General features: G+C 70.1%; 11 protein-coding genes and 2 pseudogenes. 11 read left to right on the plus strand and 2 right to left on the minus strand.

The features are described 5' to 3' along the window. Nucleotides 1-122 precede the first annotated feature (122 nt). Together betA and ABZ904_RS20500 are read left to right on the plus strand one after the other, a co-directional pair. Complete coding sequence (gene betA / locus ABZ904_RS20495) at nt 123-1,793, plus strand: choline dehydrogenase (RefSeq protein WP_361824889.1); 1,671 nt, start codon at nt 123-125, stop codon at nt 1,791-1,793. A gap of 3 nt (nt 1,794-1,796) precedes the next feature. After that, a pseudogene (locus ABZ904_RS20500) lies at nt 1,797-2,635 on the plus strand (5,10-methylenetetrahydrofolate reductase). Nucleotides 2,636-2,663: 28 nt separating this feature from the next. On the opposite strand, the gene purU reads toward ABZ904_RS20500, so the two are convergent. Further along, complete coding sequence (purU, locus tag ABZ904_RS20505) at nt 2,664-3,536, minus strand: formyltetrahydrofolate deformylase (protein ID WP_361824891.1); 873 nt, start codon at nt 3,534-3,536, stop codon at nt 2,664-2,666. A 222-nt stretch (nt 3,537-3,758) separates the two neighbouring features. On the opposite strand from purU, the gene ABZ904_RS20510 reads away from it, so the two are divergent. Genes ABZ904_RS20510 through ABZ904_RS20525 form a run of 4 tightly spaced genes read left to right on the plus strand, consistent with a single transcriptional unit; the run spans nt 3,759 to nt 9,289 of the window. Further along, a complete protein-coding gene (locus tag ABZ904_RS20510; protein ID WP_359401695.1) occupies nt 3,759-5,228 on the plus strand; it encodes an aldehyde dehydrogenase family protein in 1,470 nt (489 codons plus the stop codon). Between the two features lie 20 nt (nt 5,229-5,248). Continuing rightward, nucleotides 5,249-6,337, plus strand: coding sequence for a glycine betaine/L-proline ABC transporter ATP-binding protein (locus ABZ904_RS20515; protein WP_361824893.1), 1,089 nt, complete (start codon nt 5,249-5,251; stop codon nt 6,335-6,337). Then, nucleotides 6,337-8,313: an ABC transporter permease subunit gene (locus tag ABZ904_RS20520; protein WP_359401689.1), complete on the plus strand. Its 1,977-nt coding sequence runs from the start codon at nt 6,337-6,339 to the stop codon at nt 8,311-8,313. Before ABZ904_RS20515 ends, ABZ904_RS20520 begins: the two co-directional genes overlap by 1 nt. Nucleotides 8,314-8,326: 13 nt before the next feature. Continuing rightward, nucleotides 8,327-9,289 (plus strand): ABC transporter substrate-binding protein, encoded by a 963-nt coding sequence (locus ABZ904_RS20525; protein WP_359401686.1) that lies wholly within the window; start codon nt 8,327-8,329, stop codon nt 9,287-9,289. A 133-nt stretch (nt 9,290-9,422) separates the two neighbouring features. On the opposite strand, the pseudogene ABZ904_RS20530 reads toward ABZ904_RS20525, so the two are convergent. Continuing rightward, nucleotides 9,423-11,053, minus strand: a pseudogene (locus ABZ904_RS20530) (IS200/IS605 family accessory protein TnpB-related protein); the annotation flags it as partial. A 345-nt stretch (nt 11,054-11,398) separates the two neighbouring features. On the opposite strand from ABZ904_RS20530, the gene ABZ904_RS20535 reads away from it, so the two are divergent. The 5 genes from ABZ904_RS20535 (at nt 11,399) to ABZ904_RS20555 (ending at nt 20,290) form a co-directional block, all read left to right on the plus strand. Beyond that, a complete protein-coding gene (locus ABZ904_RS20535; protein WP_359401683.1) occupies nt 11,399-13,837 on the plus strand; it encodes an FAD-dependent oxidoreductase in 2,439 nt (812 codons plus the stop codon). 61 nt (nt 13,838-13,898) lie between these two features. Then, a complete protein-coding gene (gene glyA / locus ABZ904_RS20540; protein ID WP_361824895.1) occupies nt 13,899-15,182 on the plus strand; it encodes a serine hydroxymethyltransferase in 1,284 nt (427 codons plus the stop codon). Continuing rightward, nucleotides 15,179-16,411 (plus strand): sarcosine oxidase subunit beta family protein, encoded by a 1,233-nt coding sequence (locus tag ABZ904_RS20545; protein ID WP_361000744.1) that lies wholly within the window; start codon nt 15,179-15,181, stop codon nt 16,409-16,411. Before glyA ends, ABZ904_RS20545 begins: the two co-directional genes overlap by 4 nt. An 11-nt stretch (nt 16,412-16,422) precedes the next feature. Then, nucleotides 16,423-19,695 carry a sarcosine oxidase subunit alpha family protein gene (locus ABZ904_RS20550; RefSeq protein ID WP_361824897.1) on the plus strand — a complete coding sequence of 1,091 codons (3,273 nt, stop codon included), beginning with the start codon at nt 16,423-16,425 and terminating at the stop codon, nt 19,693-19,695. Next, nucleotides 19,688-20,290, plus strand: coding sequence for a sarcosine oxidase subunit gamma family protein (locus ABZ904_RS20555; RefSeq protein WP_361824899.1), 603 nt, complete (start codon nt 19,688-19,690; stop codon nt 20,288-20,290). Before ABZ904_RS20550 ends, ABZ904_RS20555 begins: the two co-directional genes overlap by 8 nt. Nucleotides 20,291-20,492: the final 202 nt, after the last annotated feature.

Raw genomic sequence — 20,492 nt, forward strand, 5'->3', positions numbered from 1 at the left:
GACGCAAGTGATCGCCGGCACGCCGAAGAGGCGTCAAGTTGCGCTGAACGCAACCTAGTGCGTATAGCGCTACCCGTACTAGCATGCCTCGCGTATCGACGGCGCGAGCGAGACGAGGCACCATGGCTCCTCAGCAGTACGACTTCGTCATCGTCGGCGGTGGATCGGCCGGCAGCGCCCTTGCCAACCGGCTCTCGGCGGACCCCCGAAACCGGGTGCTGGTGCTGGAGGCGGGCCGGCCCGACTACCCGTGGGACGTGTTCATCCACATGCCCGCGGCGCTGACCTACCCGATCGGCAGTCGCTTCTACGACTGGAAGTACGAGTCCGAGCCCGAGCCCCATATGGGCGGCCGGCGCATCTACCACGCCCGCGGCAAAGTACTGGGCGGCTCCAGCAGCATCAACGGCATGATCTTCCAGCGCGGCAACCCCATGGACTACGAGCGGTGGGCCGCCGATGCCGGGATGGAGACCTGGGACTACGCGCACTGCCTGCCGTACTTCCGGCGGATGGAGAACTGTCTCGCGGCCGGTCCCGACGACGAGTTCCGCGGCCACGACGGCCCACTCGTGCTCGAGCGCGGCCCCGCCGTCAACCCGCTGTTCACCGCCTTCCTCGAAGCGACTGAGCAGGCGGGCTACGCCCGCACCGACGACGTCAACGGCTACCGCCAGGAGGGCTTCGCTCCCTTCGACCGCAACGTGCACCGCGGGCGCCGTCTTTCGGCATCGAAGGCGTACCTCAAGCCCGCGATGAAACGGCCCAACCTCACCGTGCAGACCCGGGCGTTCGTCAGCCGGATCCTCTTCGAGGGCAAGCGCGCCGTCGGCGTCGAGTACCGGCAAGGGCGCGGCACACCGCAGCAGGTCCGCGCCCGCGAGGTCGTCCTGTGCGGCGGCGCCGTCAACTCCCCGCAACTGCTGCAGCTGTCCGGGGTCGGAAACGCCGACGAACTGGCCGCCATCGGCATCGACGTGGTCCACGACCTGCCGGGCGTCGGGGAGAACCTCCAGGACCACCTCGAGGTCTACGTCCAGTACGCCTGCAGGCAGCCCGTGTCCGTGCAGCCGTACATGGCCAAGTGGCGTGCTCCCCTCATCGGACTGCAGTGGCTCTTCCGCACGGGCCCCGCCGCGACCAACCACTTCGAGGCCGGCGGCTTCGCCCGCAGCAACGAGGACGTGGACTACCCCAACCTGATGTTCCACTTCCTGCCCGTCGCGGTCCGCTACGACGGCTCCTCACCGGCGGGCGGGCACGGTTACCAGGTGCACGTGGGGCCTATGTACTCCGACGCCCGGGGCTCCGTGAAGATCAAGAGCAGGGATCCGCTCGAGCACCCGGCGCTCCGCTTCAACTACCTGTCCACCGCACAGGACCGCCGCGAGTGGGTCGAGGCCGTCCGCGTCGCGCGCCGGATCCTCGGCCAGCCGGCGCTCGCGCCGTACAACGACGGTGAGATCTCACCCGGACCCTCAGTGGAGACCGACGAGGAGATCCTCGCCTGGGTCGCCAAGGAGGGCGAGACGGCCCTCCACCCTTCCTGCACCTGCAAGATGGGCACCGACGAGATGTCCGTCGTCGACCCGCTGAGCATGAGGGTGCACGGACTGGACGCGCTGCGCGTCGTCGACGCCTCGGTGATGCCGTACGTCACCAACGGCAATATCTACGCACCGGTGATGATGGTGGCCGAGAAGGCGGCGGACCTCATCCTGGGCAACGAACCGCCGGCTCCGTCCAAGGCCGTGTACTACCGCCACCGCGACGCGCAGAAGCAGGCCCGGTAGGCCTTGGGCGCCGAGGTACTGCGGACGTTGCTCGGCCGCGTCCGCTACGAGGTGCTGCCGGCCGCGACGACCGAGGAGAAGGTCCTCGCCCATCTACCGCGCGACGTCGTGGTCACGGTCACCGCGTCGCCGGTCAGGGGCCTGGAGCCGACGCTCGCCCTCACCGAGCGGTTCGCCGCGCACGGATACCGTGTCGTCCCGCACGTTCCCGCACGGCTGCTGCGGGACGACGCGCATCTCAACGATGTCGTCGACCGGTTGCGTGCGGTGGGCGTCGACGACGTGTTCGTCCCGGCGGGCGACGCCGATCCGCCGGCCGGGGTGTACGACGGGGCGCTGCCGGTGCTGCGCACGCTGAGCCAACTGGGCTGGCCTTCGCGGAGATGGGGATCACGGGCTATCCGGAGAGCCGCCCCCTCATCCATGACGACATCACCGTCCAGGCGATGTGGGACAAGCAGGCGCACGCCACGTACATCGTCAGCAACCTGTGCTTCGATCCGCGTGTGCTCGGCGACTGGATCACCCGGATCCGCCGCCGCGGGGTCAGCCTGCCCGTCCACGTGGGCGCCGCCGGGCCGTGCAGCGCGCGAAGCTGCTGTCCATGGCGACGAAGATCGGGGTCGGCGAGTCCACACGTTTCCTGACCAGGCACCCCTCGTGGTTTCTGCGGTTCGCGGCGCCCGGAGGGTACGACCCCGGAAGGCTCCTCGCGCGCGGCGCGGACGCGTTCACCGCGCCCTCGGCGGGAGTTGCCGGACTTCACCTCTTCACGCTCAACCAGATCGCGGAGACCGGCCGCACGCCGGCGCCGCGCCCTGCTCGACCGGTTGGACGGCTGAGGTGGGCTGAACGGGGTTCGCGCGACGCTCAGCGGAAGACCACCGTGCGGTTGCCGTGCACCATGACCCGGCTCTCGGTGTGCCACTTCACCGCGTGGGCCAGTACCTGCGCCTCCACGTCGCGGCCCACCGTGACGAGATCGTCGGGGTCGAGGGAGTGGTCCACCCGCACCACGTCCTGCTCGATGATCTGACCCTCGTCCAGGTCCGGCGTCACATAGTGCGCCGTGGCGCCGACCAGCTTCACCCCGCGCTCGTACGCCTGCCGGTAGGGGCGCGCGCCCTTGAAGCCGGGCAGGAAGGAGTGGTGGATGTTGATGGCCCGGCCTTCCAGTTCCTTGCACAGATCGTCGGAGAGGATCTGCATGTAACGGGCGAGGACCACGAGGTCGATGTTCAACTCCCTTACCAGACCCAGCAGACGCGCTTCGGCGTGGGCCTTGGTGTCCGCTGTCGCGGGGATGTGGTGGAAGGGGATGCCATAGGTGTGCGCGAGGCCCTCGAAGTCCCGGTGGTTGGAGACGATGGCCGGGATCTCGATGTTGAGCGCACCGGTGCGCCACCGGAAGAGCAGATCGTTCAGGCAGTGCCCGAACCTGGACACCATGATGAGCGTCCGGGTCGAAGTGGCGGCGTGGCGCAGGGCCCAGGAGATCCCGTAGGCCTCGGCGACGGGGCCGAATCGGTAACGCAGATTTTCCAGGTCGACGTCCGGGTCGGAAACGTCGAAGTGGACCCTCATGAAGAACCGGCCCTGCAAACGGTCGTCGAACTGCCGGCTCTCCAGGATGTTGCCGGAGTTCCTGACGAGGAAGCCGCTCACGGCATGCACCAGTCCGGCGGTGTCGAAACACGAGAGGGTGAGGACGTACTCACGGCCGGGCTGCGGTCCAGGGGTCATTCGAGGTGCCTCCCTTGGTGCGTATTGCACAACCTGGTGAGCGATGCGCAACATAGTTGGGCCCTGCGAGGCACTCGGTCAAGTACGCCGGGGCAACGGCCCGGATGGCGAAATCGCAATCCACCAACCCCTTGACGTATGTCCGTTCATTCGGCCAGGGTGTTCCACCACCAGCAATTCAATGCACGATGCGCAACGCATTCCGGTCGAAGGGCTCGGCGCGTGGCTGATCTGTATGTGGACGGAGAGTGGCGTGATCCGGCGGCCGGCGGCCACCGGGAGATCCGCTGTCCGGCCGACGGGACGCTCGTGGCGACGGTCTCCGAGGGCACGCGATCCGACACCGAGGCGGCGATCGCCGCGGCCCGGCACGCCTTCGACACCGGGTCCTGGCCGCACACCCCCGAGCGCGAACGGGGCGAACTCCTGCTGCGCACCGCCGACATCCTCGATCGCGACGCCAAGGAGTTCGCCCGCGCGGAGTCACTGGACACCGGCAAGCGGCTGGTGGAGAGCGAGTACGACATCGCCGACGTCGTCTCCTGCTTCCGCTACTACGGCGGCATCGCCGGCACCGACACCGGCCGCGTGGTGGACACCGGCCGCGACGACGCCCTCAGCCGCGTCACCTATGAGCCCGTCGGCGTCTGCGGACTGATCACCCCCTGGAACTACCCGCTGCTGCAGGCCTCTTGGAAGGTCGCCCCGGCCCTCCTGGCCGGCAACACCTTCGTCCTCAAGCCCAGCGAACTCACGCCCTCCACCTCGATCCTGCTGATGCGCGCCCTGCACGAGGCAGGGCTCCCGGCCGGTACCGCCAACCTCGTGCTGGGCGCGGGAGCCCAGGTGGGCGCGCCGCTCGCCGAGCACCCGGCCGTGGACATGGTGTCGTTCACCGGAGGCTTCGAGACCGGACGGCGCGTCATGGCCGCTGCCGCAGCGACGGTGAAGAAGGTCGCGCTGGAACTCGGCGGCAAGAACCCGAACGTGGTCTTCGCCGACGCCGACTTCGAGACCGCCGTCGACTTCGCGCTCACGGCCGTCTTCCTGCACTCGGGCCAGGTCTGCTCGGCCGGGGCCCGGCTGATCGTCGAGGACTCCCTCCACGACGCCTTCGTCGACGAGGTCGTACGCCGGGCCCGGCTCATCCGCCTCGGCGGCCCCTTCGACCCCGAGGCGGAGAGCGGACCGCTGATCTCCGCGCAACACCGCGAGAAGGTCGAGGCGTACGTCGCGGCCGGCCTCGCCGAGGGCGCCGTACTGCGCTGCGGCGGCAGGCGCCCGGACGATCCCGGGCTGGCGAACGGCTTCTACTACCCGCCCACCGTCCTCGACGAGTGCCGGCAGGACATGCGCGTGGTGCACGAGGAGTCCTTCGGCCCCGTGCTCACCGTCGAGCGCTTCCGCGACGAGGACGACGCCGTCCGCATCGCCAACGACACGGAGTTCGGACTGGCCGGAGCCGTCTGGACGCAGGACGCGGGCAAGGCCCAGCGGGTCGCCCGGCGGCTGCGCCACGGCACGGTGTGGATCAACGACTACCACCCCTATGTGCCGCAAGCGGAATGGGGTGGCTTCGGGCACTCGGGCGTGGGCCGGGAGCTGGGACCGACCGGCCTCAACGAGTACCGCGAGCCCAAGCACGTCTGGCAGAACATCCAACCCCGGCCGCAGCACTGGTTCCGCGGCTGAACGCCGAAGAGAGGTCGACCGTGACCCCCACAGAGACCGAGGTGTCGCAGCGGCGCGGCACGCCCCAGGATTCGGACCGCACCCCGGTCATCTCCGTACGCCGGCTGTGGAAGGTGTTCGGGCCGAAGGCCGGCCAGGTGCCTGGCTCCGCGGAGTTGTGCGGGCTGACCCGCCGTGAACTCATGGACCGCACCGGATGCACCGCCGCCGTGCGCGACGTCGACTTCGAAGTGGCGCCCGGCGAGGTCTTCGTCGTCATGGGTCTGTCCGGCTCCGGGAAGTCCACGCTGGTGCGCTGTCTGACCCGGCTGATCGAACCCACCGCCGGCGAGATCGTGTTCGAGGGCGAGGACATCCGCGGCGCCGACGCCAGGCGGCTGCGCGAGCTGCGGCGCAGCAAGTTCTCCATGGTCTTCCAGCACTTCGGCCTGTTGCCGCACCGACGGGTCGTCGAGAACGTGGCGTTCGGCCTGGAGATCCGCGGCATGGGCAAGGCCGAACGCACCAAGCGGGCCCATGAGGTCGTCGAACTGGTGGGCCTCGCCGGATACGAGAACTCCTATCCCGACCAGCTCTCCGGCGGAATGCAACAGCGCGTGGGCCTCGCCCGTGCCCTCGCCGGCGACCCCGACGTCCTCTTCTTCGACGAGCCGTTCTCCGCCCTCGACCCGCTGATCCGCCGCGACATGCAGAACGAGGTCATCCGGCTGCACCACGAGGTCGGCAAGACCATGGTGTTCATCACCCATGACCTCTCCGAGGCACTCAAGCTCGGCGACCGCATCCTCATCATGCGCGACGGCAGGATGGTCCAGTGCGGCACGGGCGACGAGCTCGTGGGCGCCCCGGCGGACGACTACGTACGGGACTTCGTCCGCGACGTGCCGCGCGGGGATGTGCTGACCCTGCGCTGGATCATGCGCCCCGCGGAACCCGACGACGCCCTCGACGGTCCCGAACTCGGCCCGGACGTCGTCGTGCGCGAGGCCACCCGGGCGGTGCTGGCCGCCGAGAAGCCGGTCAAGGTCGTCGAGAACGGCAAGCTGCTCGGCATCGTCGGCGACGAGGAGATCCTCGCCGTGGTCGCCGGACAGGAGGGCGGTGCGTGATGGCCGTCGCCGCCGACGCGACCGCGCCGGTCGCGCCCCCGCGCAAGAAGGTCGGCCGCCCCGTCGTGGTGGCGGCGATCCTGATCGCCTGGCTGGTGCTGTTCGCCGTGCTGCGCGGCCGGCAGACGCTGTCCCTCGCCGCGGCCGACCTCACCGGTCTGCACCGCTGGCTGAACGACGTCAACGACACCATCGGCGCCAACCGCAACTCCAACCCGCTCTTCCTCTACTTCTTCAATGAGATCCGCCTGGTCATCGACAACCTGGTGACGTTCGTCCAGTCCCTGATCTCACAGCCCACAGGCACCCGCCCGGTCCCGCAGATCGGCTGGCTCGGTGTCGTGGGACTCGCCGGCTATGTCTCCTGGGCCGTGGGGAACTGGCGGGTCGCCCTCCTGGCCGTCGTCGGCTTCACGTTCTTCGGACTCCAGGGTCTGTGGCAGGAGAGCATGGACACACTGGCGCTGACGCTGTCGGCGGTGTTCGTGGCCCTGCTCATCGGCATCCCGCTCGGTGTGTGGTCCGGTCTCTCCGACCGGTTCAACCGGATCATGACGCCCGTCCTGGACTTCATGCAGACGATGCCGACCTTCGTCTACCTCGCCCCGCTGACCCTGTTCTTCCTCATCGGAGGGGCCTCCGCCACGATCACCACCGTGATCTACGCGGCTCCGCCCGCCATCCGCATCACCGCGCACGCCATCCGCTCCGTGCCGCCGACCACGGTCGAGGCGGCGGAGTCGATGGGCTCGACACGACGGCAGCAGCTGCTGAAGGTATTGCTGCCGATGTCGAAGCGCACCGTGGTCATGGGCGTCAACCAGACCATCATGGCGGCGCTGGCCATGGTGACCATCGCCGCGCTGATCGACGCGCCCGGCCTCGGCAAGACCGTTGTACAGGCCCTGCAGTCGCTCGACGTGGGCACCGCCTTCAACGCGGGCCTCGCCATCGTCGTCATGGCCATCGTCCTGGACCGGGTCACCACGGCGGCGGCCGGGCGTGCGGAGGCGGCGCGCCGCTCGGGCGGCCGCTTCCTGCACTGGCGCAGGCCACTGCTGATCGCCGGTGCGGTCGTCACGGCGGTGCTGGTGTACCTGTCCCACACCTACGTATGGGCGGCTTCCTTCCCGGGCGACGGCGGCACCGGCAGCGCCATCGCGAGCGCGGCGGACACGGCGACCACCTGGATGCAGGACCATGTGTCGGGCGTCACCAACGCCTTCCGCGACGCGCTCACCAACGGCCTGCTCAACCCCTTCCAGACGCTGCTCACGGACTCCCCGTGGTGGCTGGTGGGCGCCGCTCTGTGCGGGCTCGCCGCGGTGCTCGGCGGCTGGCGGGCCGCGGTGACCGCCGTCGTGTGCGTGGGGCTGCTCGTCGGTACGGGCCTGTGGTCGGACAGCATGACGACGCTGGCCTCGACCGTCGTCGCCACGGTCCTGGTGATGCTGCTCGGCGCCATCTTCGGCGTGTGGATGGGACGCAGCGCGCTGGTGGACCGGATCGTGCGGCCCACGCTGGACGCGGCGCAGGTCATGCCCCCGTTCGTCTATCTCGTGCCGTTCCTCGCGCTCTTCGGCGCCACACGTTTCACCGCGATCGTCGCGGCCGTCGTCTACGCGGCCCCCGTCGCCGTCAAGATCATCGCGGACGGGGTGCGCAACGTTCCCGAGACGACCGTGGAGGCGGCCGCCTCCACCGGCTGCAACACCTGGCAGATCATCACCAAGGTCCAACTGCCGATGGCACGCAGCGCCCTGACCCTTGCCACCAACCAGGGCCTCATCTACGTGCTCTCGATGGTTGTCGTCGGCGGCCTGGTCGGTGCCGGCGCCCTCGGCTACGACGTCGTGGCCGGATTCTCGCAGGGAGAGCTGTACGGAAAGGGGTTGGCGGCGGGACTCGCCATCGTACTGCTCGGAGTCATGTTCGACCGGATCACTCAGGCTGCGGCGCGCCGCACCAGTGCGTAAGGAGCACGACACCATGGCAAGACACTGGCGAGCCGGCGCGGCCGGCCTGGCCGCTCTCGGCCTCACCCTGACGGCCTGTTCGGGCGCGAAGGTCGGCGACAGTTCCTCCGCCGACTCGAAGAGTTCGGGCAAGTGCGGCACGTTCAACCTCGCCGTCAACCCGTGGGTGGGCTACGAGGCGGACGCGGCGGTCGTCGCGTACGTCGCGCAGCACGACCTCGGCTGCACGGTCGACAAGAAGGATCTCAAGGAGGAGATCGCCTGGCAGGGCTTCGGAACCGGCGAGGTCGACGCCATCCTGGAGAACTGGGGCCACGACGACCTGAAGAAGAAGTACATCACCCAGCAGAAGACCGCCGCCGAGGCCGGGCAGACCGGCAACAAGGGCATCATCGGCTGGTACGTGCCGCCATGGCTGGCCAAGGCGCACCCCGACATCACCAAGTTCGAGAACCTCAACAAGTACGCCGGCAACTTCAAGACCTCCGAGTCGGGCGGCAAGGGCCAGTTGCTCGACGGCGACCCGTCCTATGTCACGAACGACGCGGCGCTGGTGAAGAACCTGAAGCTGAACTTCAAGGTGGTGTACGCGGGGAGCGAGACCGCGCTCATCCAGGCCTTCCGGACCGCCGAGAAGAACAAGCAGTGGGTGATCGGCTACTTCTACGAGCCGCAGTGGTTCCTGTCCGAGGTGCCACTGGTGAAGGTCGCCCTGCCGAAGTACACGACGGGATGCGACGCCGTCGCCGACAAGATCGCCTGCGACTACCCCGTGTACGACCTGGACAAGATCGTCAGCACCCGGTTCGCCAAGTCCGGCAGCCCCGCCTACAACCTGGTGAAGAACTTCAACTGGACGAACGACGACCAGAACACTGTGGCCAAGTACATCGCGCAGGACAAGATGTCCGACGATGCGGCGGCAAAGAAGTGGGTCGAGGCGAACCGTGACAAGGTCGACGCCTGGCTGAAGTAACCGCCCACCTCCACCCGGAACCGTCCGGAGACGGTCCTGACGCACCCAGGAAGCACGTTGCCTCACAGGGTAGTTGAGACGCGAGCACGGTGACGGGCGCCGGAGTGACCGGACCCGCGAAGAACCGTTCCTGGTCAGTGAGCAGGAGTGAGTCTTGTACCCACTCTTGGTCAACTGGCGCATCCCGAACGGTTTTGGATGCGCTGGTCTCCCGCGTTCGCGCCGCGTCCGGCGACACGGATCGTGTCCGTGGTCCGGGGATGCGGGGGGGGCGGGTTTCCTCACGCCCTGGGGTGCCGTGTCCGGCCTGGGCGGTCCGATGCCCCACATGATCGCTCTGGTCGTGTGGGCGCGGTGCCGTCCGTCGCCGGATGCGGTGCCCGAGGGCGCGCCTGCCGATCGCGATGCTCGCGGCATCGTGACGGGTGGTTTTCCCGGTCGTGCCGGTGAGGGGTTTCTGCCAGTGCTGGGCGCCCCACCTGCTGGTGTAGGCCGGGTCGACGGCGATGATGGTGATGCCGAGTTCGGCCGCCATGCTGACGAGCCGGGCCCGCAGCTTGGATACCGGCATGCCGGAGATCACCTGCCTGAACCGCTTCCTGCGTCCGTGCTTCTCCCGGGTCTTCTCCGCGCCGAAGTCGAGGTCTTCGACCGCGATCGACAGGCCGTGGCGTTGGGCCCAGTGCAGGAGCCGGATCAGTGCATGCCGTACCTGGGCATCACGATGCATCGCGGCGCCGGACAGGTCGTAGAAGAACCGGCGCGGTTCGCCGCATGGGTTGCCGTGCTCGTCGAGCCGCCAGGCGGCGAGGTGGTCGGCGTTCGTACGGACACCGACCAGGCCGCCCGTGCGGGCGTGGGACAGGGGCACGGTCTTGACCGGCGGGATGGTCCAGGAGGCGATGAGGTACCAGCGCCCGCGCTGCACGTCATCATGGATGCGGTAGGCCACGGCCCGGTTCGTGGTGATGCGGTCGGCCCACTCCTCGCCGCGGTGGTGGAAGACCGCGGCGCCGGTGAACGTATACCGGCCATGCGGGGCGTTGGCCAGGTGAGCGAGCGGCACAGGCAGTTTCAGTGACACCTCGCCCTCAGGCGTGACGCGGATCGTCTCATTCCCGAACCGCTTGCCCGATTCCCCGTCCGCCTGCAGGAACCAGCGCGATGCTTCCCACCGTTGCCGCCACCGAGCCTGCGTGAGCTGGGCGGCGTGCAGGTGGTGCCTGTTGCGCGCGAGCCGCTTCCCGCCGCGCACCACCCGGACCCGGCCCACGGCGCGATCGGCCTGCCCGGCACTCAGCCGGTCTTCAAGGACCTGCAGGCGCCGGACTTGGCGAACCACTCTCGTGCGCTGCGGTAGCCGCCCGGCGCCCGCCCCTTTCCCTTCTCCCCGACCGGGAGGGACAGGCGGTGCGCGATCGTCCGCACGCTCGCCTGAAGGCTGTGGATACGCGCGAGTTGGGCACGCCGCGCAAGCGCCCACTGATCATGCGTGGCCTTGGTGATGCTCCCGGCCCAACGCGACGAAGACTCCTTGGTCAGGTCCCGCTTACGCTCCGTCCACGTATCCGCGGATTGCTCCAGACCGTCGGCGCACCGGCGTTTGAGGTCTCTTGCGGCCAGCGAGCCAAGATGCGCGCCCACCAGGCGCAACACCTCCTCGCCGGCGGCGCTCAAGTGGCCCAGACGAGTGCGGATCGCCACGCCCGACGGGCCGACGGCCACGAAGGGAGCAGCGATCGTGCGCAACGACTCACCACGCATCGATGTACCCCCCTCCATCACGCTTGATCGGCAACAGGAAGAACGGTACCGGCCGACACTGACAGTGCCGGCCACGCGACGTGTGCGCTGCAACACCACGAACCAGAACATGCTCCTGCACACTCACACACGCTCCTGCACATCCGAAAACGACCAGTTCCCCACCCCTCACGGGGCCCGGCAGGCTGCCAGTGCGGCCTGCCGGGCCCCTTGGCGTTTCACCCGTTCACCGACGTCATGCGCCCCCTTGACACCCCTCCTGGGCGGCGGGCACATTGAGTTGCGCAACCTGAACCACGTTGCGCACGAAGCAACTGAACCGGTTTCGAGTCCGGAGGTGCGGCGATGGCGGGACCCCGAGTGGTCATCATCGGAGCGGGCGTCGTGGGAGCGGCGCTCGCGGACGAGATCTCGGCGCGAGGCTGGACCGATGTGACCGTGGTCGACCAGGGGCCCCTCCCCGCCACCGGCGGCTCCAGCTCCCACGCACCCGGCCTGGTCTTCCAGACGAACCCCTCCAAGACCATGACGGAGCTGGCCCGCTACACCGTCGAGAAGTTGTGCTCCCTCGACGTCGACGGCAAGCCCTGCTTCCTGCAGGTCGGCGGCCTCGAAGTGGCCACTTCTCCCGAGCGGCTCGCCGAACTCCGGCGCCGCCACGGCTGGATCACCGCCTGGGGCGTCGAAGCCCGGCTGCTGAGCCCCGAGGAGTGCGTCGAGCAGCACCCGCTCGTGAACCGCGACCGGGTCCTCGGCGGCCTCCTGGTCCCGACGGACGGCCTGGCCAAGGCGGTCCTCGCCGTCGAGGCGCAGATCCGCCGGGCCACCGCGCGCGGCGTGCGCTTCCGCGCCCACCACGAAGTCCTCGACGTACGGCAGAACGACGGCCGGGTCACCGGCGTCCACACCGACCAGGGCGAGATCCCCGCCGACATCGTGGTGTGCTGCGCCGGCATCTGGGGCCCGAGGATCGCCCGCATGGTCGGCATGGACCTCCCGCTCACCCCGCTCGCCCACCAACTGGCCTGGACCGGCCCGGTACCGGCGCTGGCGGGCCAGACCGAGGAGGCGGTGCGGCCGATACTGCGGCACCAGGACGCCGACCTCTACTACCGCGACCGCTTCGACGGTCTCGGGATCGGTTACTACGGCCACCGCCCCATGCCGGTCTCCGCCGACGACATCGTCTCCGTCGAGGAGGCCGACGTCATGCCGTCGGTACTGAAGTTCACCGAGGAGGACTTCGAGGACGCATGGACCGAGACGCAGTCCCTGCTGCCGGCGACGAGGGAGGCCAAGGTCGAGGAGGGCATCAACGGCCTGTTCTCCTTCACCCCCGACGGGTTCCCGCTCCTCGGTGAGTCCCCGGACGTCAAGGGCTTCTGGGTGGCCGAGGCGGTCTGGGTCACCCACTCGGCCGGAGTCGGCCGGGCCGTCGCCGAGTGGCTGGTGGACGGCCACTGCTCGTCCTTCGACCTGCACGAGTGCGACGTCAACCGCTTCGAGCCGCACCAGCTCTCGCCGGAGTACGTACTGGCCCGCGACTGCCGGAACTTCGTCGAGGTCTACGACATCATCCATCCCCTCCAGCCCACCGGGGACCCGCGCCCGATCCGTACGAGCCCCTTCTACGCCCGTCAGCAGGAACTGGGCGCCTTCTTCCTGGAGGCGAACGGCTGGGAGCGCCCCCAGTGGTACGAGGCCAACTCCCCGCTGACCGAGGGGCGTAGCATCCCGGTCCCGAACGACTGGGCGGCGCGCTACTGGTCGCCCATCGTCGGCGCCGAGGCCCAGGCCACCCGCGAGACCGTCGCCCTGTACGACATGACGGCGCTCAAGCGTCTGGAGGTCGGCGGCCCCGGCGCGGCCGCGTTCCTGGAGCGGCTGTCCACCGGCAAGGTCGACAAGTCGGTCGGCTCCGTGACCTACACCCTGCTGCTGGACCACGACGGCGGCATCCGCAGCGACATCACCGTCGCCCGGCTGGCCCGCGACCTCTTCCAGGTCGGCGCCAACGGCAACACCGATCTCGACTGGTTCCGCCGCCACCTCCCGGCCGACGGATCCGTCGCCGTACGCGACATCACCCCGGGCACCTGCTGCATCGGCCTGTGGGGGCCGCTCGCCCGGAAGGTGCTGCAGCCCCTGACGGACTCCGACTTCTCCGACGACGGCCTGAAGTACTTCCGCGCCAAGCGCGCCTACATCGGCAGCGTCCCCGTCACCGCGATGCGCCTGTCCTACGTCGGCGAGCTGGGCTGGGAGTTGTACACCACCGCCGACCGGGGCCTGAAGCTGTGGGACACGCTGTGGCGGGCGGCCCGGCCGCTGGGCGGCGTCATCGCGGGCCGCGGCGCCTTCAACAGCCTGCGCCTGGAGAAGGGTTACCGCTCCTTCGGCACCGACATGACCTACGAGCACGACCCCTACGAGGCCGGTCTGGGCTTCGCCGTGAAGGCCGACAAGGGCGACTTCGTCGGCAAGGCCGCGCTCGAGCGGCGCAAGGCCGACGTGTGGCGCCGGCTCACCTGTCTCACCATCGACGACCCCCAGGCCGTCGTCATGGGCAAGGAGCCGGTGTACGACGGCGACCACGCCGTCGGATACGTCACCAGCGCCGCCTACGGCTACACGATCGGCAAGGGCATCGCCTACGCCTGGCTTCCGGCGCGGCTCGCCACCACGGGCACCGCTGTGCAGATCGGCTACTTCGGCCGGCGCATCGAGGCGGTCGTGGCCGAAGAGCCGCTGTTCGACCCGGCCATGTCCCGTCTCCGTGGCTAGTACTCCGCTCCGGTTCCGAGGGAGCACCGATGGTGACCGTCGAGAGGAACGCGAACCCCGTATGAACCCGCTGAACACACCGCTGGCCGAACTCGATCCCGAAGTCCACGCCGCCCTCCGGGCAGAGCTGCACCGCCAGCAGTCCACTCTCGAAATGATCGCCTCCGAGAACTTCGCGCCCACCGCTGTGCTGGAGGCACAGGGCTCCGTCCTGACCAACAAGTACGCCGAGGGCTACCCCGGACGGCGCTACTACGGCGGCTGCGAACACGTCGACGTCTCCGAACGGTTGGCCATCGAGCGGATCAAGTCCCTCTTCGGCGCCGGCCACGCCAATGTGCAGCCGCACTCCGGCGCCCAGGCCAACACTGCCGTCTTCTTCGCGCTGTTGCGCCCCGGCGACACGATCCTCGGTCTCGATCTCGCGCACGGCGGGCACCTCACCCACGGCATGCGCATCAACTACAGCGGCAGAATGTTCAACGTCGTGCCGTACCACGTGACCGAGGCCGACAACCTAGTCGACATGGACGAGGTGGAGCGCCTCGCCAAGGAACACCGCCCCAAGATGATCATCGCGGGCTGGTCGGCGTACCCGCGGCAGCTGGACTTCGCGGCCTTCCGCCGCATCGCCGACGAGGTCGGCGCGTACCTCATGGTCGACATGGCCCATTTCGCGGGTCTGGTCGCGGCCGGGCTGCACCCCAGCCCCGTTGCGCACGCGCACGTCGTCACGACCACCACGCACAAGACGCTCGGCGGACCCCGGGGCGGAGTCGTCCTCACCAACGACCCCGACCTCGCCAAGAAGATCAACTCGGCGGTGTTCCCCGGTATGCAGGGCGGCCCGCTGGAGCACGTCATCGCCGCGAAGGCGGTCTCCTTCAAGGTGGCGGCGTCAGCCGAGTTCGCCGAGCGGCAGGCTCGCACCCTCGCCGGCGCCCGTGTCCTCGCCGAGCGCCTCACCCGCCCGGACGCGGCGGACGCAGGGGTGAGGGTTCTCACCGGCGGCACGGACGTCCACCTGGTCCTGGTGGACCTGCGGGACTCCGCGCTCGACGGCAGGCAGGCCGAGGACCTCCTCCACCGGATCGGCATCACCGTCAACCGCAACGCCGTCCCCTTCGACCCGCGCCCGCCCATGGTCACCTCGGGCTTGCGCATCGGCACCCCCGCCCTGGCCACCCGGGGCTTCACCGTGGAGGACTTCGCCGAGGTCTCCGATGTGATCGCGCTCGCCCTCCAGGCCGAGCCGGACGTGGCCGCGCTGCGCGCGCGTACCCAGGCGCTGGCGGCCAGGCACCCGCTCTACCCGCACCTTTCGGAAGGCGGAGACGTCCGTTGAGCTCCAGCACCCCCGGCGCCGAACTGCCCGAGCACCCCGACTTCCTCTGGCGCACGCCGGAGCCGCGGCGATCGTACGACGTGGTGATCGTGGGCGGCGGCGGACATGGCCTCGCCACCGCCCACTACCTGGCGAAGAACCATGGCGTCACCAGCGTCGCCGTACTCGAGAAGGGCTGGCTCGCGGGCGGCAACATGGCCCGCAACACCACCATCATCCGCTCCAACTATCTGTGGGACGAGAGCGCCGGCATCTACGAGCACGCCCTCAAGCTGTGGGAGGGACTGGAGGAGGAACTCGACTACCCGATCCTCTTCTCCCAGCGCGGCGTACTCAACCTCGCCCACAGTCTGCAGGACGTCCGCGACAGCGTGCGCCGCGTCGAGGCCAACCGGCTCAACGGGGTCGACGCGCAATGGCTCGACACCGAGCAGGTCCAAGAGCTCTGCCCGATCGTCAACACCTCCCCCGACGTGCGCTACCCGGTGCTCGGCGGCACCTATCAGCCGCGGGCCGGCATCGCCAAACACGACTACGTGGCGTGGGGCCTGGCCCGCTCCGCCGACGCCGCCGGGATCGACATCATCCAGAACTGCGAGGTCACCGGGCTCGACATCGCCGGCGGCCGGATCACCGGCGTACGGACGACGCTCGGCCCGATCGCGGCGGGCAAGGTGGCGCTGTGCTCGGCCGGCCACACCTCGGTGCTGGCCGCCATGGCGGGCATCGAACTCCCCCTGCAGAGTCACCCGTTGCAGGCCCTCGTCTCCGAACTCCTCGAACCCGTGCACCCGACGGTCGTGATGTCCAACGCCGTCCATGTGTACGTCAGTCAGGCCCACAAGGGCGAACTGGTGATGGGTGCGGGCATCGACGCGTACAACGCGTACACCCAGCGTGGTGCGTTCCACATCATCGAGCAGCAGATGTCCGCCGCCCTGGAACTGTTCCCCGTGTTCGCCCGTGCCCATGTGCTGCGCACCTGGGGCGGCATCGTCGACGTCAGCCCCGACGCCTCGCCCATCGTCGGCCTCACCCCCGTCGACGGCCTCTACCTCAACTGCGGTTGGGGGACCGGTGGTTTCAAGGCGACACCGGGCGTCGGCTGGGTCATGGCCCACACCATCGCGCACGACAGCCCACACCCCCTCAACGCCCCCTTCTCGCTCGACCGTTTCACCACCGGCGCGCTCGTCGACGAGCACGGCGCCGCCGCTGTGGCCCACTAGGGAGCCGAACCATGCTGCTGATCCCCTGCCCGTGGTGCGGGCCCCGTGACGAGGTCGAGTTCCACTACGGCGGTCAGGCGCACGTGCCCTGTCCCGAGGACCCGGCCTCCCTCACCGACGAGGAGTGGGCGCGTTATCTCTTCTTCCGCGACAATCCCAAGGGCCCCTTCGCCGAGAGATGGAGCCACGCCGCGGGTTGTCGCAGGTGGTTCAACGCGGTGCGGGACACGTCGACGAACGAGATCCTCGCCGTCTACCGGGTGGGAGAACCGCGCCCGTCCGCTGCTGAGCCGAGGCCGGCCGCACCAGCCCGTCATGGGGTTCTCCCCGGCCCGAACGATGCCGGAAGTTCAAGGGAGCTTGAGGACAAGTCCTCCCGGGCCGAGGGAGGTTCGACGGCGGAGCCCGCGAACAGGGCCTACGCGGTAAGCCCCTTGGCCGCGGGACGCGCCGGTGCGGGGGACGCCGACCAGCCCTTTCGTCTCCCCAGCGGTGGCCGGATCGAACGCGACCGCCGCCTGACCTTCGTCTTCGACGGCACCGGGTACGCGGGCTTCCGCGGCGACACCCTGGCCTCGGCCCTCCTTGCCAACGGTGTCATCCAGGCCGCCACCAGCATCAGGTTCGGCCGCCCGCGGGGCGTCTTCTCGGCGGGTGTCGAGGAACCCAACGCGGTGGTCCAGATCGAGGCCCCTTTCCCCGAACCGATGCTTGCGGCGACGACGGTCGAGCTGTACGACGGACTGGTGGCGGGCAGCCTGCCCGGCCGGGGACGCCTAGCCGCCGAGCCGGACCCGGCCCGCTACGACGCCGTGCACGCCCACTGCGATCTGCTCGTCGTCGGGGCCGGCCCGGCCGGGCTCGCCGCCGCGGCCGCCGCCGCGCAGAGCGGGGCACGCGTCATCCTCGCGGACGAGCAGCCGGAACCCGGCGGCAGCCTCCTCGGAACGGGCGAACATCTCGACTGGGTGGCCCGGACCAGCGAACTGCTCGAGTCCGCGCCCGAGGTGCGCGTCCTGCGCCGTACCACCGTCTTCGGCCACTACGACGACAACCACCTCCTCGCCGTCGAACGCCGCACCGCCCATCTGGGCGCCGAGGCCCCCGAGCACGTCTCCCGGGAGCGCGTCTGGCGTATCCGTGCCCGCCGCGTGGTGCTGGCCACCGGCGCGCACGAACGCTCGGTGGCCTTCGCGGACAACGACCGCCCCGGAGTGATGCTCGCCGCCTCGGCCCGGGCCTATGTCAACCGGTACGGGGTCCTGCCGGGCCGCCGTGCCGCCGTGCTCACCACGAACGACAGCGCGTACGCCGCCGCGCTCGACCTCGCCGCGGCGGGCGTCGAGGTAGCCGCGGTCGTCGACACCAGGCCGGAGGCCGGTCAGTGGGCGCGCCGTGCCCGCGCGGCCGGGATCGAGGTGCTGACCGGCCACGCCGTGACCGGCACGGAAGGCGGCCCGCGCCTCACCGGTGTGCGGGTGGTGCCGTACGGCGAGTCGGTGGGGCCAAGGGAGTTCGCCGCGGACCTCCTTCTGGTGTCCGGCGGCTGGAATCCGGCCGCGCACCTGTTCAGCCAGGCGGGCGGCACACTCCGCTACGACGAGTCGCTCGGCACCTTCGTCCCCGGCAGCTCACGTCAGGCGGTGGACGTCGCGGGCAGCGCGAACGGGGCCTTCGGGCTCGCCACCGTGCTCGCACAGGGAGCGGCCGCCGGTGCCCGCGCGATCGCGGCCGAGGGCTACTCCCCCGCGGCGCCCGCCCTGCCCGTGGTGAGCGCACCGCCGCAGTCGCCCCCGATGCAGGTCTTCGCCCTTCCCGGCCCCGCCGGCGCACCCCGCTTCGTGGACCTGCAACGCGACGTCACCCTGGACGACCTGGCCCGCGCGACGGGGGCCGGTCTGCGCTCGGTCGAGCACACCAAGCGCTACACGACGGCCGGCACGGCCAACGACCAGGGCAAGACCTCCGGGGTCCTGGCGAGCGGGATCGTCGCGGAACTGCTCGGGGTGGACGTCTCGGCGCTCGGTACGACCACGTTCCGGCCGCCGTACACACCCGTCTCCTTCGCCGCACTGGCCGGCCGCGACCGGGGCGCGCTGCACGACCCGGTCCGGGTGACCGCCCTGCACGCATGGCACACCGCACACGGTGCCGTCTTCGAGAACGTCGGCCAGTGGAAGCGGCCCTGGTACTACCCGCGCGACGGCGAGGACATGGCGGCCGCCGTGCTGCGCGAGTGCCGCGCCGCCCGTGAGGGGGTGGCCTTCATGGACGCCTCCACTCTCGGCAAGATCGATGTCCAGGGCCCGGACGCCGCCGTGTTCCTGGACCGGCTCTACACCAACATGATCAGCACCCTCAGGGTCGGCATGATCCGTTACGGTGTGATGTGCCACCTGGACGGCATGGTCTTCGACGACGGCACTGTCATCCGCCTGGCCCAGGACCGCTTCCTGGTCACCACCACCACGGGCAACGCGGCGGCCGTCCTCGACTGGATGGAGGAGTGGCTCCAGACGGAATGGCCCGAGCTACGGGTCCGCTGCACCTCCGTCACCGAGCAGTGGGCCACCGTGGCCCTGGTGGGCCCGCGCTCCCGTGAGGTCCTCGGCTCGCTGGCGCCCGGCCTGGCGGTGGACAACGACAGCTTTCCGTTCATGGCTTGGCGGGAGACCGCCGTCGCGGGCATCGACGCCCGGGTGTGCCGGATCAGTTTCTCGGGCGAACTCGCCTACGAGATCAACGTGTCGCCGTGGCACGCCCTCGCGCTGTGGGAGGCGGTGCACGAGGCCGGCGCTCCGTTCGGCATCACACCGTACGGCACCGAGACCATGCACGTGCTGCGAGCGGAGAAGGGCTACCCCATCATCGGCCAGGACACCGACGGCACGGTCACCCCGCACGACCTGGGCATGAGCTGGGCGGTGTCGAAGAAGAAGCCCGACTTCATCGGCAAACGCTCCCACTCCCGCGCCGACACGGCCCGCCCCGACCGCAAGCACCTGGTCGGCCTGCTCCCCGAGGACCCGGCCGTCTTCCTCCCCGAAGGCACCCATCTGGTCGCCGACAGCGTGCTGCCCGAGCCGCCGGTGCCGATGCTCGGCCACGTCACCTCCAGCTACCGCAGCGCGGCGCTGGGCCGGACCTTCGCCCTCGCCCTGGTCAAGGGCGGCCGGGACCGCATCGGCGAACGTCTCTACGCACCCGTCGGCGACCGGCTGCTCCCGGTGACCGTCGCACGTCCCGTCCTTTACGACCCCGAGGGAGCCCGCCGCGATGGCTGAGACCGTCCTGACCGCACAGCCCCGCAGCCCCCTGGCACACGCGGCCGGCCGGCTGGCGGCCGCGACGCGCTCCTCGGGGGGCACGGTCCGGCTCGCCGAGGTGCCCTTCCTGGCGCAGGTCGATGTCCGCCTCGACGCCAAGGGAGCGGCGGCGGACGCCGTCGGAGTGGCCCTCGGATCGCAACTGCCCCTGGAGCCCGGCACCGCCGTCCGCACCGAGGGGCAGACCGCGCTGTGGCTCGGTCCCGACGAGTGGCTGGTGGTGGGCCGGCCGGGCACCCAGCGGGACCTGGAGGGCCGCATCCGTTCCGCGGCCGGAGAGGAACCCGTCTGTGTCACGGACGTGTCCGCCCAGCGCACCACCGTCCTCGTCGCGGGCCCCCGCGCCCGCGATCTGCTGTCCCACGGCTGCTCCCTGGACCTGCACCCGCGTGCGTTCGGCCCCGGCCGCTGCGCCCAGACGACGCTGGCCCGCACCCAGGTGATCCTGGTGGCCCGGGGCGGGGTGAGGGCCGGTTTCTGGGTGCTGGTCCGTTCCTCCTTCGCCGGCTATCTCGCCGACTGGCTGCTGGACGCGGCGGCGGAGTACATCTGACACACGGTCTGCCGCTGGGCCGATCGCGCCGTGGACGGGGTGAGCGCAGGGACAGGCAGGTTTCGCCCGTCGGCGCCCCGGGAACCGGGGGACCCATGACGGGTTCCTCAGGCCCGCCGCGGGACGGACGACCCCCGCACCGCGGACTGCGTTCGCGCTGGCACGGCTCGGCCGCCGGTCGGCTCTGGCGGCACGGCAGCGA

Origin of the sequence: Streptomyces sp. NPDC046900, assembly GCF_040644975.1 — a bacterium.
GTDB lineage: Bacteria > Actinomycetota > Actinomycetes > Streptomycetales > Streptomycetaceae > Streptomyces.

Excerpts from the sequence above, each read along its gene's own strand:
- ABZ904_RS20535 (WP_359401683.1), top strand. The coding sequence starts at position 11,399 with ATGGCGGGACCCCGAGTGGTCATCATCGGAGCGGGCGTCGTGGGAGCG.
- betA (WP_361824889.1), top strand. The coding sequence starts at position 123 with ATGGCTCCTCAGCAGTACGACTTCGTCATCGTCGGCGGTGGATCGGCC.
- ABZ904_RS20520 (WP_359401689.1), top strand. The coding sequence starts at position 6,337 with ATGGCCGTCGCCGCCGACGCGACCGCGCCGGTCGCGCCCCCGCGCAAG.
- ABZ904_RS20550 (WP_361824897.1), top strand. The coding sequence starts at position 16,423 with ATGCTGCTGATCCCCTGCCCGTGGTGCGGGCCCCGTGACGAGGTCGAG.
- purU (WP_361824891.1), bottom strand. The coding sequence starts at position 3,536 with ATGACCCCTGGACCGCAGCCCGGCCGTGAGTACGTCCTCACCCTCTCG.
- ABZ904_RS20525 (WP_359401686.1), top strand. The coding sequence starts at position 8,327 with ATGGCAAGACACTGGCGAGCCGGCGCGGCCGGCCTGGCCGCTCTCGGC.
- glyA (WP_361824895.1), top strand. The coding sequence starts at position 13,899 with ATGAACCCGCTGAACACACCGCTGGCCGAACTCGATCCCGAAGTCCAC.
- ABZ904_RS20555 (WP_361824899.1), top strand. The coding sequence starts at position 19,688 with ATGGCTGAGACCGTCCTGACCGCACAGCCCCGCAGCCCCCTGGCACAC.